Source organism: Providencia sp. PROV236, assembly GCF_033676985.1.
Lineage (GTDB): Bacteria > Pseudomonadota > Gammaproteobacteria > Enterobacterales > Enterobacteriaceae > Providencia > Providencia manganoxydans.
On the sequence record NZ_CP096297.1, the window covers coordinates 176,560 to 193,734 of the forward strand.

General features: G+C 44.4%; 11 protein-coding genes. All 11 read left to right on the top strand.

The window, feature by feature from the left end:
* The gene (tssK, locus tag M1E96_RS00760; protein ID WP_180737813.1) at positions 1 to 1,359 is read left to right on the top strand and encodes a type VI secretion system baseplate subunit TssK; all 1,359 of its coding nucleotides are present in this window, start codon (positions 1 to 3) and stop codon (positions 1,357 to 1,359) included.
* Positions 1,352 to 2,107: a type IVB secretion system protein IcmH/DotU gene (icmH, locus tag M1E96_RS00765; RefSeq protein WP_070929525.1), complete on the top strand. Its 756-nt coding sequence runs from the start codon at positions 1,352 to 1,354 to the stop codon at positions 2,105 to 2,107. Before tssK ends, icmH begins: the two co-directional genes overlap by 8 nt.
* An 8-nt stretch (positions 2,108 to 2,115) precedes the next feature.
* Positions 2,116 to 4,725, top strand: coding sequence for a type VI secretion system ATPase TssH (gene tssH, locus M1E96_RS00770; protein WP_369427329.1), 2,610 nt, complete (start codon positions 2,116 to 2,118; stop codon positions 4,723 to 4,725).
* Entirely contained in the window at positions 4,722 to 5,519 is a 798-nt protein-coding gene (locus tag M1E96_RS00775; RefSeq protein ID WP_070929524.1) for a Fis family transcriptional regulator, read from the top strand. The genes tssH and M1E96_RS00775 overlap by 4 nt, the downstream gene beginning before the upstream one ends.
* Positions 5,516 to 6,160 (top strand): type VI secretion system-associated protein VasI, encoded by a 645-nt coding sequence (vasI, locus tag M1E96_RS00780; RefSeq protein WP_070929523.1) that lies wholly within the window; start codon positions 5,516 to 5,518, stop codon positions 6,158 to 6,160. The genes M1E96_RS00775 and vasI overlap by 4 nt, the downstream gene beginning before the upstream one ends.
* Positions 6,161 to 6,165: 5 nt before the next feature.
* Complete coding sequence (gene tssA / locus M1E96_RS00785; RefSeq protein ID WP_272580542.1) at positions 6,166 to 7,623, top strand: type VI secretion system protein TssA; 1,458 nt, start codon at positions 6,166 to 6,168, stop codon at positions 7,621 to 7,623.
* A complete protein-coding gene (tssM, locus tag M1E96_RS00790) occupies positions 7,620 to 11,168 on the top strand; it encodes a type VI secretion system membrane subunit TssM (RefSeq protein ID WP_369427330.1) in 3,549 nt (1,182 codons plus the stop codon). Before tssA ends, tssM begins: the two co-directional genes overlap by 4 nt.
* Before the next feature lie 38 nt (positions 11,169 to 11,206).
* Entirely contained in the window at positions 11,207 to 12,535 is a 1,329-nt protein-coding gene (locus tag M1E96_RS00795) for a VasL domain-containing protein (RefSeq protein WP_349485608.1), read from the top strand.
* A gap of 39 nt (positions 12,536 to 12,574) precedes the next feature.
* A complete protein-coding gene (locus M1E96_RS00800; RefSeq protein ID WP_070929520.1) occupies positions 12,575 to 14,311 on the top strand; it encodes a type VI secretion system baseplate subunit TssF in 1,737 nt (578 codons plus the stop codon).
* Between the two features lie 70 nt (positions 14,312 to 14,381).
* Positions 14,382 to 16,595 (top strand): type VI secretion system Vgr family protein, encoded by a 2,214-nt coding sequence (locus M1E96_RS00805; protein WP_369427331.1) that lies wholly within the window; start codon positions 14,382 to 14,384, stop codon positions 16,593 to 16,595.
* Positions 16,592 to 17,173, top strand: coding sequence for a DUF4123 domain-containing protein (locus tag M1E96_RS00810; RefSeq protein WP_070929519.1), 582 nt, complete (start codon positions 16,592 to 16,594; stop codon positions 17,171 to 17,173). Before M1E96_RS00805 ends, M1E96_RS00810 begins: the two co-directional genes overlap by 4 nt.
* The last annotated feature ends 2 nt before the right edge of the window (positions 17,174 to 17,175 follow it).

The following is a 17,175-nucleotide window of genomic DNA, read 5'->3' on the forward strand; positions in this document are numbered from 1 at the left end:
ATGTCGACAAAAAACAGAGTGGTTTGGCGTGAGGGCTTATTCATTAAGCCACAACATTTTCAGCAACAGCAACGCCATCAAGATTATGTCACGGAAAGCATACTGAAGAGTTATATCTCACATTATTGGGGATTAACCTCATTAACCATGAGTGAAGAGTTGTACAGCATGGGGCGCATTGGTATCAAAGAGGCTTCCGGTGTGATGCCAGATGGCACCGTTTTTTCACTCCCAGATCAAGATATTCTTCCTCAGCCTATTGATATTAAAAATATTAACGAAGGTGATAACAACGTTATTTACCTCGCATTTCCTTTAGTGAATAGCACGGTTAATGAAGTGTCGACTGAGCACAGTGGTAACCGTTTATTATCACGCTATAGCGATAGTATGGAAGATGTGCGTGATTTACACACGGAAGGGGGCGATGTTAGTCCAATTCATGTGGCTAAATTGAGACCGATCCTAAAACAAGGCTCCAAGGAAATGGATGCTTATGTCACGCTACCTATTTGTAAAATAAGAGAGCGTGGTGCTGATGGTGGTTTAATCCTAGAAACAGATTTTATCCCTGCTTGTTTAAATATCCGTATCTTCCCGAGGCTGAGCGAATTTTTAGTTGAACTACAAGGAGCCCTGTTTGAACGCGCCAAACAGATTGCATCACGTATCGGTTCTCCGGGGCAACAAGGTGTTGCGGATGTCGCTGAGTTTCTCATGCTACAGGTAGTTAACCGTACTTACCCGTTATATACCCACTATATTCAAGAGCCAGTTATTCACCCTGAAAAGCTGTTCCGCGATTTACTGGAGTTGTGTGGGGAATTACAAACCTTCACTAAAAACACTCGATTGTCAGAAAGTGTTGCTAAATATCAACATTTTAATTTGGCTGAAAGCTACTTCCCCCTGATTAAAGATATCAGGGAAGCGTTGAGTGTGGTGTTAACGCCTCGTGCTGTTTCTATTCCAATGGAAATCCAAGATCACGGTATTCGTGTTGCGACGATCCACGACAAACTGTTACTACGAAAAGCCAACTTTATCATTGCGGTTAAAGCGAACATGCCGCAAGAGCAGCTACGTTTACAGTTCCCACAACAATCGAAGATCACGTCAGTAAGTAATATTCGTAAAGTGGTGAGTGTACAGATCCCTGGGGTCAAGTTGATTCCGCTTTCAACCGCACCGCGCGAGCTCCCATATCATTCGGGTTATAACTATTTTGAGCTCGATAAAAACTGTGAGGTATGGAAAGAGATTAGGCAGCATTCCAACATCGCATTCCATGTTTCTGGCAACTTCCCTGAATTGGACATCCAGTTGTGGGCGGTAAGAGGTGGGATAGATAATGACTAATGCCGCTTTCTTTGATGACTATATCAAACAGAACCATTTACAAAAAAATTATCAGCTACCACTGAGAGGCAACAGCATCAACCCAATGATTGATGCTGCAACACCACTGCTAGGCATGGTGTTGAGAATGAAAGCCATGTCAGAAACACCGCTGTCTGAGAAGCTTTACCAGCAGGTCGTTACCGATATCACCTCGATAGAACAGCAATTACAAACTCAAGGTTATGAACCGGGAGCCATTGTTTCATTTCGTTATGTACTGTGCACCTTTATTGATGAAACCGCATTGGGCTTAGGTTGGGATCAGCAAAATGACTGGGTCAAACAGTCACTATTGGTACATTTTCATAATGAGTCTTGGGGTGGTGAAAAAGTATTCGTATTAATTGAACGGTTACTCGGTGAGCCGAAACGTTACCTTGATTTGTTGGAGTTTATTTATCTGTGTTTGTGTCTCGGCTATCGGGGTCGTTACAAAGTGACGACTGGGCAAAATGATGAATTTAATCACTTACTAAGACGCTTGCAGAAACAAATCCAACAGCTGAGAGGGGATGCGAAACCTATCGTTTTATTTGATGAAGGCGGTAATAAACATCATCGCTATCGCCTAGGTAAGCGCTTCGGTGTCCGTTATATCGTGATTGCTGTCGTGATTTTGGCCGCTGTCATTTACACCATTTATTCATCGCGACTGAATCATCAGACACTCAGTATCGTGGAACAACTTAATACATTACTCGGTTAGGACGCATTATGATTCAGATTGATCTTTCGACATTGGTTAACCGCTTACATCCTATAGCGAAGCATGCGTTAGAAAGTGCGGCAGCTTATTGTGTTAGCCACCAACAACCTGAAATTACTGTTTCACAGTTTTTTCAGCAGTTGGTCGAAACACCATTAACTGACATTCGCCTGATCAGCCATAAAGCGGATTTAGATATCATCGAGCTGGTTGAGTTGCTTGAAGTGCAAATTCCACCACACCATGCAATTACCCAAAGCTACCCAAGTTTCTCTCCATTATTGATTGAATGGATGAAAGACAGTTGGTTATTAGCTTCAACTGAATATAACCACAGTGAGCTGCGTTCAGGGACTCTATTTTTGACCTTACTGCAAATGCCACTGCGTTATTTATCGAAACCCGTTGCTGATTTACTTTCTCAGGTCAATCGAGAGCAACTAAGGTTGAATTTTGACAGTTGGACGGCAGGCTCGGCGGAAGCACCTTTGACAGAAGCGCAGCAGCAAGCAGGAGAGACTCGTCCTACGGATTCATTACTGGCTAAATTCACCCAAAACATGACGCAACAAGCACGTGATGGGCAGCTAGATCCCGTGTTGTGTCGTGACCATGAAATTGATTTGATGATCGATATCCTTTGCCGTCGCCGTAAAAACAACCCAGTGGTTGTGGGTGAGCCCGGGGTGGGTAAGAGCGCGTTGATTGAAGGGTTAGCACTACGCATTGTTGCGGGTGAAATTCCTGAAAAGCTACGTGGCTGTGAATTAATGACATTGGATCTCGGCGCATTACAGGCTGGCGCTGCGGTTAAAGGTGAGTTTGAAAAACGTTTCAAAGGCATCATGCAGGAAGTGAGCCAGTCGCCACATCCGATCATTCTATTTATTGATGAAGCCCATACTCTGATTGGTGCAGGTAACCAGCAGGGGGGGTTAGATGTCTCTAACTTACTGAAACCTGCGTTAGCGCGTGGTGAATTGCGTACTATTGCGGCGACAACATGGAGTGAATACAAAAAGTATTTTGAAAAAGATGCCGCTTTAGCGCGTCGTTTCCAATTAGTTCAAGTTAAAGAGCCAACCGCAGCAGAAGCTGTGATTATCATGCGTGGGCTACGTTCTATTTATGAAAAGGCGCATCAAGTATTTATTGATGATGAAGCGTTGCGTGCTAGTGCTGAGCTGAGTGAGCGCTACCTTTCTGGGCGTCAGCTTCCTGATAAAGCGATTGATGTTCTTGATACAGCAGGTGCACGCGCAGCTATTAATCTTTCTTCTCCACCGAAAAAGCTCTCGTTGCTGAAAACTGAACTACACCAAATTGGTATGGAAACCGATGTGTTACAGCGTGAGCAGCAGCTTGGATTGAATGACCACAGCATTCGCCTTGAGTTGCTCGCTGAACAATCTGAGGCCATCGAGCAACAAGTTGAAGAGCTGCAAATAGCATGGGAAACCCAGCAAGCTATTGTTTCGCAAATTGTTGCGTTAAGGGCACAACTTCTGGAAAGCGATGAACAGCTCGCAATCAACGACAGTTTAGTACTTAAAGAGCAACTCAAACAGTTAAATGAGCAGCTTAATGAACTGCATGAGCAGCATTTGCTGGTATCACCTCATGTGGATAAAAAACAGATTGCAGCGGTGATCGCGGAGTGGACAGGGGTGCCATTAAATCGCTTATCACAAGATGCGTTATCCGTTGTGACCGAGCTACCTACCTACTTAGAACAGACCATCAAAGGCCAATCGTTGGCAATTGAATGTTTACATAAGCATTTATTGACTGCACGTGCTGATTTACGTCGCCCTGGGCGTCCTCTTGGGGCATTTTTGTTGGCAGGCCCAAGTGGGGTAGGTAAAACCGAAACAGTGATCCAAATCGCTCAGTTGATGTTTGGCGGCACTCAGTATCTGACTACGATCAATATGTCAGAATTCCAAGAAAAACATACCGTTTCACGCTTAATTGGCTCACCTCCGGGTTATGTGGGTTACGGTGAAGGGGGTGTGTTAACGGAAGCTATTCGTCAGAAACCGTACTCTGTCGTGCTATTGGATGAAGTTGAAAAAGCACACCCAGATGTTCTGAATTTATTCTATCAGGCCTTTGATAAAGGTGAGTTAGCGGATGGTGAAGGTCGAGTGATTGACTGCAAAAACGTCGCGTTCTTCCTAACGTCTAACCTTGGCGATCAGGTTATTGCGGCTTATGCAAATAGACCGGATGAGTTGCAAAATGCACTGTATCCTGAATTAACGGCCTTTTTCAAACCTGCACTTTTGGCACGTATGGAAGTTATTCCTTACTTACCGCTGCCACCAGAAGTTTTACAACAAATAGTCAGTGGCAAACTCGCTCGTTTGACCTCGTTGCTTGAGCAACGTTTTGGCGCACAAGTTGAACTTGATGACAGTGTCGCTCATGAAATTCTGCGTCGTGCTTCCCGAGCAGAAAATGGCGCTCGAATTTTAGAGTCAATTATCGACGGAGCATTATTACCCCCGTTATCACTATTGTTGCTCCAACACAGTGCGAGAAATGAAGCGATTAACCTTATTCAATTATCCACACTGAACGATGAGTTCGTTGCGACGGTGAATACTGAACTATGAAATCACGACTGAAAAATGCCCTAGCTTTGCTTGAATGCACTCACTTGGACGTATTGGCGAGCCAATTTTTGGCGTTCAGCTTTACGCGTAGCCCATTTAGTGCTCTCGTTGTTTCATTAATAAACCAACCTGAAAATCGTTTACAAAGTTGGAGTATTAAGCAATGTAGCCAAGTTGAGCAAGGGTATTTGGATGTCGATATTAGCGATGCTGACCATCCATTGATCCAACTGATATCAAAAGGGCAAGTGGTATTATGGGAAGATTTAAAGCAAGGCACATATATTAACGACAGCCACTTTCGGCAGTTTGTTGCAGAACTTCCTCCGAGAACGGGGTTATATAGCTTACCACTGCGAGATTTGCGCAATAAAACGTGTGGTGCGATCACCCTGTTTGGTCAAGCACTGGATATGGAAAGTTGTGATCAAGGCATTTTCCCTATTTATTGCGCCTTATTTCATCATCAGCTTAAGAGCATTCTTGAGTTATCACATACGCAACAAAAAATTGCTCATCTGCAATATCTCAATTCGTTACAGCAAGATCGTGAGCGGCAGTTACAAGCTGCGGTGAATGCGCTAACGATACCCACGACGCCAATAGGAAATAACAATCTGTCTGATTTTAAGCAAATAGATGACTTAACTGTCGCGATAGAAGCCTACGAAGAGCAAATTCTAAAAGACCGACAACAACAATTTGATGGTGATTTAGAGACGATGGCATCGAGCCTGAATTTATCAAAGCGGTCCCTAATCTATAAATTGAAAAAATACGGGAGCATGAGATGAATATTTCACCGCTAGCAGGAGGGCTAATTGCTGCCTTACTGGCTACGACAACGGCGTCAGCGGACACGACGGAACTGCAAGCGTTAACCCAAGCGCTATCAGAATGCCGTTTAGAATCATCACAACTGATCCGGCTTGCCTGTTATGACAAGATCATATCGGACTCGCCAGTCGAAACGCATCTTGATTCGAGCCAAATGGGTAAGGCGTGGCGCCAAGCTATGGAACATGAAATGCACCGAGAAGACAACAGTGCAGGTTTCTTAGTCACTGTGCCGGAAACAGGGGATTATCCCGTGATCATGACCATACCTGCTATTGGTTTTGCACCGCCACGTCCGGTCATGATGATCAGCTGTATCGACAACATTACTCGGCTACAGGTCGCGCTACCACGCCAGCAAGAGGCAGGTAGTGTGATGCTCACCACCGATAAAACCCAATTTACCGCTGACTGGTTTCTGCGTGAAAACGGCTACGTTTTAGAAGCTAGCCGTGGCATTCCTGGTATTGATGAAATTAAGCGGTTGTTAAATGGTGAAAAATTGACTTTGAAGCTCGCCAACAATGACCGGTTAACCTTCAATATTTCTGAAATGTCGGAAGAGATAAAACCGCTCAGAGCGGCTTGCCACTGGTAATTATCATGACGATGAACAAACAACTAAAATGGAAAGAGCAGCTACTGGCCCCTCTTGATGAGGAAAAGCAAGTTGCACCTATCGCGGATGATAACCCCGATTGGGAATACATTGATGGGGAAATGATTAAGTTTGGCTCGTTAAGCCACACTCAACTAAATATAGATGAAATCCAACGCAAAGCGCTACAGCTGTTTGCTAATGAAACCAAAGACTTCCGCTTGCTTGTACATCTATTGCGCACCTTGCAACATGCAGGGGAACCCAATGAGTTAGCACTGGCGGCTGACTTATTAGCCGAGTTTGTACGCCATTTTTGGGAAAACTGCTATCCACAAAATAGGCGATTGAAACAACGCTTAGCAGGACAAATTCTGAAGCGTTTTGATACCGTTCAAGACAGTTTTTGCCGACAAGCAAATGTAAACCAGCGTGATAATATTTTGGGTTCTTTTGCTTTCTTGGCGAAATCATGGCATGCACAATGTCCTGATTTATCAGCAGAAGTTGATACACTTAGCCGTCGTTATAGCCGCATCGAACAAAGTGAACCTGCTTTAGTCGTCGCAGCTACCGCGCCTGCCACCAGTGAACAACCCGTCGTTGACAATGCTCCTCAAGTGCAAGCCCCTGTTATCAGTACACCTAAGGTTGAAGTCAATCAAAGCGATGAACGTCAATGGAAGCAAACACTGCTTAAAGTCTCTGAGGCGTTGTGTGAGCAAGCCCCTTCGGACGCGGTAGGTTATTGCTTACGTCGTTATGCAATTTGGCATGCCATCAATGCGTTACCTATGGCGAATAATGATGGCAAAACACCATTAGCGCCCGTTTCTCAAGACCGCATCATTGATTATAAAAATCAAATGGCTCAGCCATCAATAACGCTGCTGAACAATATTGAACAAAGCCTGACGTTGTCTCCGTATTGGCTTGAAGGCCATATGTTGGCTGGACAGGTCGCAGAAAAACTAGGCTACGGGCTGGTAGGAGAAGCTATCGCTCAAGAATTACAGCTATTTTTAAATCGTTTACCTGATCTGGCTAAGCTCAGTTTTTCCGATATGAGCCCTTTCTTACCTGAAGAGGTGCAATCTTGGTTGAATGGCTTCCAAAAATCAGCCAATAGCCAATCAGCAACGGGTTCGCACAGTTTACAGGCTGAGCAACAAGAGATTTTACAATGTTTTGAAGAGCATGGGCTCAGTGAAGCACTAAAACGCGTTGAAAGCTTTATTGCTGCAACAGAAGAGCCTAGAGCACGTTTTTATAGCCAGTTGTTATCTGCACAGTTATTTGAGCAAGCAGGTATGACACACATGGCTGAGAACCTTTATCTGCAACTGCATACTGCCGCATTACATTATTCGCTATCAGACTGGGAGCCCGATTTGCTCAATCGTTTAGCACGCAAAGCGCAAGAAAAGCAGGAAATGACCTTTGATAGGAATTCACAACAATGAAATTATCTTTTCTATCCATACCAAAAATAACAGGTTCTCTTAAGAAACTGTTTTTTGGCGATAAATCAAAAATTAAATCATTTTTACTGCTGTGCTTAGCACTGATCCCTGCCATTTTGATTATCTGGATTTGGTGGTGGGGGCCTGAATTTCGCTATCAAGACGACTATCCACTGAAAGAGCTGAGTGCACGTTGGTTGGCAACAATTGTGATCGTACTGGTTATTGTCAGTTGGATAGGTTACGCCACATGGAAACGGGTGAAAAAACTAGAAAGCCTCAAGCTAGATGTTGAGCTAGCCGTTGTTGATCCTGTTCGTCATGATATTGATTTCCAGAACCGTTACCTTGATTACTGGAAAGCCCAATTCACTCGCCATCTAAATGGGCATACCAACTCAGTTTATCTACGCCCTTGGTACTTTGTCTTAGGCGATAATGAGAGTGGCAAGCAAACCCTGTTGAAAAACAGCCTCAATACCTTGGATATTGCACCGACTGAAAATGTTGTCAGTGATCATAAATTACCTATACATATTCAATGTTTGCTGGCAGATAACGCTGTGTTATTTGTTCCTGATGGCAAATTACTAACCCAACCGATGGGACCAGACGATAAGCCTCAGCTATACCATCGTTTATGGAATGAATTGCTGGATTGGTTAAATACTAATCGTTCAAGACAACCGATGAACGGAATTGTTTTAACCATTGATACCTTAGCGTTATTAACGAACTCGAAAGAAAAAAATGGCCAGTTGATTGCTGATTTACACATGCGCATTGAAGAGGTGCGTATGACATTCAATAGTCAGTTACCACTGTATATCGTATTCACTAAGCTCGATTTATTACGTGGATTCGACGCGATGTTCCAGTCGTTGGACGCTCAGCAACGCAGCCAAGTACTCGGTATTTCTTTTAGCGCTAAAGAAAATGCAAATTGGGAAAAGCAACTCAATGCATTTTGGACGCAATGGGTAAGCCAAATGAATAGCGCATTGCCTGAGATGATGCTAAATCGCCCTGAAGGCAGTCAACGTAGCGATCTGTTCAGCTTTGTTCGCCAAATTGAAGGTTTGCAAAGCAGTGTTACCAAACTGATATCCTCATTGATAGCGAACAACGAGCAAAAAAATATCCGTCTAAGAGGGGTATATCTCACTTCAGCAACACAAGTTGGGCAAATCGATGATGTCTTTAGCCAAACGGCTTCTGTTCAATATCATTTACCTACAGCACCGTTAACCACTTGGCCGATCGCCGATACTCACCCATATTTCACCCAAAACTTATTCAGTGATGTGTTATTTAGTGAACCAAATCTTGCGGCAGAAAACCATTATTGGTTGAAAAAACACCGTACTCGCTTGCTGGTTGCTTCAGCGGTGAGTGTGGTTGGTTTGCTGGTGGTATGGAATGGTTGGAGCCATTACTACAATAAAAACTACCGTGCGGGTGAAAACGTCCTCAACGAAGTGAAATCTTTCCGTGCGATAGAATCGAGCACCACGAAAGATGTGGATGGCAGCAAGCAGCTTCCTGTATTGAACCCATTAAGAGAAGCAACATTGGCCTATGGAAACCATCGCGAGAAGAGTGGTTTACTATCGGAAATGGGCCTATATCAAGGTCAAAAAGTGGGGCCACAGGTTGAGAGCGTTTATCTACAATTGCTGACTGAGCGTTTTTTGCCTGCGATCATGGCAGGACTGCTCACTGAGTTAAATAGCGCAGAAAAAGGCAGTGAAGAGAAGTTGGAAATCTTGCGTGTAATGCGCATGTTGGAAGATAAAAGTGGTCGCAACAATGGTTTAGTTGAGGACTATATGGCGAATTATTGGAGCCAAATCTTCACAGGGCAAAGAGACATCCAATCGCAACTACGTGGTCACTTACATTATGCGTTAGAGCATACCGACTGGCAGGCAGAACGTAATAGCGGCTCGGCTATTGCCAATAAAACCTTTGCGCCGTTTGCAAAACCAATCAGTGATGCACAAAAAGAACTCAGTGCCCTCTCGCTGTATCAACGTGTTTACCAAACACTCAAATTGAAAGCCAACCAAACATTGTCATCGCCACTTAACCTACGCCATCAAATTGGCCCTGGTTTTAACTCAGTATTCACGGCAATTGATGAAGATAAGCTAGAAATTCCACAATTTCTGACCCGTTCGGGACTCATTAACTATTTCATCAGACAAAATGATGAGCTGGTTGATCTGACATTATTGGATGCTTGGGTGCTGAACCTAGCACGTAATACTCAATACAGTGACAGTGATCGTAAAGAGATCCAACGTCAGATCAGCGAGCAATATCTCAGCGACTACACTGCGCAATGGCGTGGCGCGATGAGCAACTTAGAGATCCGCGAGTTTGATACCATCCAAGACGAAATCAACGCATTGGAACAAATCATTAGTGGTGAGCAGCCACTACGTCGCGCACTGCAAGTACTCAGAGACAACACCTCTCTGCCTGCCATTGATAGCGCATTATCTTCGTCAGAACAAAAGAAACTGATGGAAGAGCCTAAATACAAGCTGTTAAGTCGACTAGACAGAGAGTTTTCACCAGAAACGGAGATTTTAGTCAGTAATAACGGTGAAAACCTCCAAAATCTCAATCAAAAACTGAACGACCTACACCGTTACTTGTTGAGTATTCAAAACTCACCTGTTCCGGGCAAAGCGGCATTAAAAGCGGTATCGATGCGTTTGAATGACAACAATCGCGATGTGATTTTTGAGTTATCACAAATGGCCAAAACATTGCCAGAGCCATTGAACCGTTGGGTGGGCGATCTTGCTGACCAAGCATGGAATGTGGTGCAAAAAGAAGCGATCCGTTACATGGAAGTGGAATGGAATGAAAATGTGGTCAAACAATATAACGCTTATATTGCAGGGCGTTATCCATTCAATCCGAAATCAACCCAAGACGTACCACTGAGTGAATTTGAACGTTTCTTTAAACCAAATGGCACTATCGATAGCTTCTATCAGCAAAATCTACGCTTGTTTGTAGAAAATAACTTGATTGAAAACATCGATGGGCAGTCGCTGATCCGCCCTGATGTATTGGCACAAATCGAAGTCGCAAATCGTATTCGAGACACCTTCTTTACTGCTCAAGGTAACCTTGAAACCCAGTTTGCGGTTGAACCACTGTCACTCTCAGGCAACAAGCGTCGCAGTATTTTGAACCTTGATGGACAGATTATTGATTATTCACATGGTCGCAGTAATACCGTGCACATGGTTTGGCCAAACTCCATGCGTTCAAATATTGAAAGTAAGCTCACGTTAGTTCCGCTTTCAGGTGATAAATCGCCGCGTGCCTTAAGTTTTAGTGGCCCATGGGCGCAGTTACGTCTGATCGACAGCGGTAAGTTAATGAATGTAAAACCAAACTCCTTCGATGTTCGTTTCAGTATCGATGGCGGTGACATGACTTACCGTGTACAAATCGACGAATCTAACAACCCATTCTTTGGGGGATTATTTACCCGATTCCGTTTACCGGAAACCCTTTACTAATGTGCTTTTCGGTATAACAACAAAGGAATAGCGAAATAATGAGTACGCAATCTGAAAATTTAGTGATCAAAGTGGGAGGGTCTCCGTTGGAGACCCCTGAATTTATCGCCTTGAAAGCCGAGTTCAATAAACTGAACCATCCCGCTCGTCCTGAAGTGAGCTGGACATTAATTGAATCGCTTTGCCTAACATTATTCAAAAACCACGGTATTGATTTACAAAGTGGTATTTATTACACCATGGCACGATTACAGCTGCATGGATTAAGTGGTTTTACTGAAGGGTGTGAACTGCTAGCCAGTGTCGTTGTCACTCAGTGGGAGCACTTGTGGCCAGAGCAGCCACACCATCGTGCCGATATTCTAAATTGGTTTAACAGCCGCGCAGGCTCTACCCTGCGCCAACTTACTTTTGATACCAATGATTTACGTCTGATCTACCGTTCCGAACGAGCACTACAGCTGATTATCGATAAACTGGCACAAACCACATGGTCAAAGGTGCCTAAGCTAGAAAATCTACTGTGGTTCTTCCAAAACTCGGCGAAAAATCTAGAACAGCGCGAAGACTCTCTGAGTAAAATAAAAAGCCAAGCGGTAAAACTGCCACCGTTGGTGTATATCCAACAACCGAAAGCTCAGCAAGAACCGTCAATACAATCGATTGTTATTGAAACGCCGACGCCTTCAGAGCCTGCTCCGTTACCTATCCATGACAAAATGAGTGCAACAAAAGGCTTTCTTATCGGCGTAATTGCGAGTGCCGTAGTCTTTGCAAGTATTGGTTATCCGATATATTACTCACTCAAACAAGCGCTTGTTGCGACCACTTCAGTACCTGAAGGTGCCGCAGCGCACTGGTTATTTAAACCTGAACTAGCCAGCTATTCAGACAGCCTTAATCTATTAGAAAAACAATCCCCAGTCTTTAGTTTAAAACAGTCTGATGCCCTAGTGGACACAGCAAAAAGGCTCTGGCCGAACGATGCCGATCAAGCCTACGCAAGCCGCAATTGGCAAAATCTCATTACGACTCGGTTAGAGAATGCCCCTATTGATAACAGTTGGTCAGAAACATCGTCGTTATTACAACAGTTGTCAGACAAGATTGTTATGCAAGAGCGTAATCGCGGGAGTTTCACTCTGTCTTATTTAAAAACGGCGATTTATGACATTCAAAAACAACATAACAAAAGCACGCCAGTAGAAGAAAAACTGCGTGAGTTTGCACTGCAAATCGAAAGTGGACAGCCAATTTCGCCAACGCTGATTAGCAATATTGATGGGCAAATTAACGGCTTACTGGCGCGTTACTACGAACTGCAAAAGCAGGCGGAAAAGCAGGGACTAAAACCCAACTCATACTAAAACATAGGTCGATAGCATGACGGCGGAAAGAGATAAATAATGAGTGAAATTAAATACCTACAAGAAAAGCAATATTTGCAGAAATTGGCTGATAATTATGCACAAGAGAAACCTCACCTTGCGCATGTTTTAGATCCACAAGATCCGCACACGGGCTACCTACTTGAAGGGTTTGCTTTTCTTTCCGCGCGATTGCAAGAAAAAATCGATGATGCTTTTCCTGAGATCACCTTACCGCTATTACAGCGTCTAGGCTCTCAGGCTATCAAAGGGTTACCTTCGACCACCATTATTCAGGTCGATCAAACTGAGGTGGTTAGCTATCCTTATGATATTCCAGCCGGTAATTCAGTTTTAGGACCTGATGGCAGTAGTTTTAGTTTGTGCTACGGCATGACTCTACAACCATTTTCAATTGTTGAGAAAAAAATTACCCATCAACCTAACCGCAGCTGCATTTCACTGAGTGTGAAGTATCGTGGTGAAGCGACCTCACAGGCAACAGCAGCCTTGAACCTGTTTTTAAGTAAAGAAAAAATTGTTGCAGATGCTTTAATGCTAGGTTTTAGCCAATATTTTGATTATATCGAGCTGTCTCATAATAATAAGCAATATCGTGGTAACAATATCGATTTTTACTTTGAACCGAAAATCGGTAAACAGTATCAAATTTTTCAGCAATCGGAGCGTGGTCTATCGGCACCTCAGCAGTTGCTCGAAGGCTTCTATCTACCGCATGTGCATCATTTTATTGATATTGATGTACCCTCAATAGTGAAAGAACTGGATTGGCAAACTGATCCCATAGTCGTGATCAATATTTACTTCAATCAGCAGTTGCCAATCACCCCCGCCCAATGCGAAGAAAGCTTCTATTTAAACTGTGTGCCGACGATTGATCGCGAAAAACAAAACGAATTGAAAATGGATTTTCAGTACGGTGAATCGTCTTATTTATTGCCTATCCCTGCTAATCACTATTTGGCGAGTTTATCGGATGTTCAGCTGGCATTGCAGTCTCATGAAGCCGAGCGTGGGGTGTATTGCGATTTTTACCCGATGACCGATTTCACGGCGGCATCGCGATTACTCCCTCAATATCAACAAGCGCTGTTTTATGCGTTGACTATCGATACCGATATTCGCGGGCGCACCCTGTATTACTTGAATTTCTATACCAATCAGGGTGAACCAATGACGTTACCGCCGAGCCTGTGTTTCTCCTGCCAATACATTAGTTTTGAACATTATCAAGACAGCCGTGTGGGCGTCTTAAATCGGCACGATGAAGCCGTACCTGAAGGGGTGGTAACGAAAAATATCACTGCATTATCAAATTGTTATCCGCCGATTGTGAATGATAAATATTATTGGCAGCTGCTTTCCCATTACAGCGCCAATGCCTTTATGTTGATGTCATTGTCGACCATCAAGCAGATGTTATCAGACTATATTTTATACCGTGAAAACGACCGGCAAGTGACCCGAAAACTGGAACGTCTCCTTTCGGGCTGTGTTGCACTGGATACGCATCTCTATGATTACATTCTGAAAGGTAAGACTCACCGCTGCTTATCGCTGAGCCTAACCCTCGATAGAGCGCAATTTGAAAATGAAGGTGAGGCCTTTATGTTTGTGACGCATTTGTACCATTTTTTCCCATTTTGTTTATCTGAAAACATGTTGTTAGAGATGTCAGTGAACTTTGGCGATAGCGATTTACCGACGTGGTATTTATCGCCCTCACCGTTACAAGGCTATAAATCGCTGTTGTAACCATCATTAAAGGATGGCGTGGTGACCGACTGCGCCTGATGACACATTGAATTAAGTAGGGAAACCACTGATGCCAACCAATATACCGAAAAAGCCCTTATCCGATGCGGAAAAAGCCGCGAACCACTGGCAATCGTTAGTGAATAAAACCAAGCCGCCACGCCTTGATGTGCCATCAGGCTCGGCCCTCGCTAACCAACCTCAAGCGAGTGGCATTGATATCTACGAGGCGATAGCCAATCGTAAGCTTTATTCAGGGTTGGTGTTTACGTGTCAAATTGCCAATCTTCCCGAAGGCACGTTTCAAGTCACCCAATTTGACTTGCACGAAGGGTTGTCGGAACTGTTCACCCTGACCATTCAAGCGGTGAGTCCATTGCCCAATATCGATTTTAAGCGAGTACTGGGGGATAAATGCTCACTCACGGTGATGCGAGAAGGGATAGTCACCCGAAAAATTGAGGGGTTATTGGCGAGCGTTGAGCAGGGAAATACTGACGGGGTGAAGACGTGGTATCAGTTTGTTATTCGCCCTGAAATGTGGGTGATGACCCTTAAACAAGACAGCCGCATCTTCCAAAACACCACGGTGCCGAAGGTGCTCAACACCTTATTGCAGGAAGCGCATATTCCCAACGACAAGTTGCTGTATCACCCCGAAGAGCATCTTGAACGCCGCTATATTACCCAAAAGCGCGAAACGATGTTCGATTTCTGGTGCCGCCTCGCGGCTGAAGAAGGCATCACCTTCTGGTTTGAGGAAGGTTCGATGATGTTTTACAGCGACCGCCATTTGGGGATGAAGGCGGGACTGTACCTGACCTATAACCCACAATCGGAGACCGATATCACTGACAGCACGGTGACCGCATGGCGTTATGTAGAAAACCTGTGCAGCGATATTCGTATTGATAAAGACTATAACCCATTACGTCCCTCCCACCCGCTGAGCCACCAAGTGACGGGTGAAAATCACCAACAACACGAAGTGTTTGAAAGCTACGGACGCTTTCAAGACGACGCCGAAGGCAACGTGTTCAATCAAATTCGTTACGAGCAATCGCAAAACAACCGTGAAGTGGGTACGGCCTCGAGCAACTGTATCGAACTGGCACCGGGGCGAATTTTCTCGCTGAGCAACCACCCCAGCAGCAAGATGAACGATGATTGGCAAGTGGTCACTGCGCATCACCACGGCGTACAACCGCTTGCCGACAACAGCGGCGGTCAAGGCACCCAATTGACCAATACCATTACTTTTATGCCAAGCACCCAAGAGTGGCGACCGCCGTACCGTTATAAACCGACTGCCGATGGCAATGAACTCGCGACGGTAGTGGGGCCGCCGGGGGAAGAAATCTACACCAACGAACAAGGGGCGGTGACGGTCTATTTTCATTGGGACAGACGCGGAAAGCCCGACCACAGCGCATCCTGTTGGGTGAGAGTTGCACAGGGTTGGAACGGCGATGGATTTGGGTTTATGGCGATCCCCAGAATCGGGCAGGAGGTCATAATATCCTATTTAAACAATGACATAGATAAACCCATCATAACCGGCTGTACCTATAATGGTCGAAATCGTCCGCCGATAGACTTACCCAAAGACAAGACGCGCACCACGTTTCGTACCAAAACCCACAAAGGTGAGGGATTCAATGAACTGCGCTTTGAGGATTATAACGGTCGCGAAGAGATTTATCTACATGCGCAAAAAGATCACCGTACCCATATCCTCAATGATGAGTTCCATACCATCGGTCATAACCGACAAAAACAGGTGGGGGTCGATCAAGAAGAGCGCATTGGTCAAGATAAGCGCACCGATGTAGGGCGTGATCATTATGAGAAAATTGGTCGCAATTCGGTGATCCATATTTTGCAAGATCAAGAAATTCAAATTGATCAGAACTTAACGGAAGTAATTAACAGCAGCCATAAATCGGTGATTTTTGCAGATAAGCACACACAAATCAGTGGTAATCAAAAAACGGTGGTAGAAGGCCAGCGTCATGAAGAAGTGAAAACTAAACTGTTTTCGCAATCGCCTTACTACATTATTCATGCGGAAAACCAGCTGACACTTGCAGGATCAGGGGGCAGCATTGTGATAGACAGTTCAGGGATCACGATTAAGGCGAAACAACTCAAAATTAATACTTCATCACTGGATATTGGCGGCGGCGGTGTCGATCAAGTGAAAGCGCTGATGGCAGCGACAGAAGAGGGACAACCGTTTTGTGAAATTTGTGCGAAAGCGAAGAAGGAGAGAGAGGCTCAATGAGTTCATCACGCTTAACGTTATTGCCTTATGAGGCAGATAAGAGCAATAAACCCGCGATGCTGCAAGCCTATTTGTTTGGCGATGTACTGTTCACTCGTCATGACCAGAAGCAGGTGATTAAAGGTAAACTGACAACGCTGAGTCAAAGCTGGGCGATCATCGATGCAATTAAACGCCCTGATATCGCGGCGCTATTGGATATCTTTGAGGTGGAGTATCGTTGTTTATGGAAAGGTGACAGTGCAGAGCATTATTCGTTTTATGCGCCTTATTTAGTGAAGCTAGAAGCCGATTCACCGTTTGTCATATGGCTACTCGAAAATAGTCAAAAAGCACCCTTGGGCATTTATTTGCGCTCTCGTTTATCTCTCGACAAGTTAGCGCATCATTTACGTAAATTTAACCAAGTTTATGATGAAGAACTGAAAACCTGGTTGATGTTTCGTTATTACGACCCCGTCACCGTAAAAACGTTATTGCCTTACTTACCGGTGAACGACTACCTCGAATTTATGGATAATCTGTTATTTATTCTTGCTGATGATGTCAGTGGCAACCAGTTTCTTGTGTTGCAGTAAAG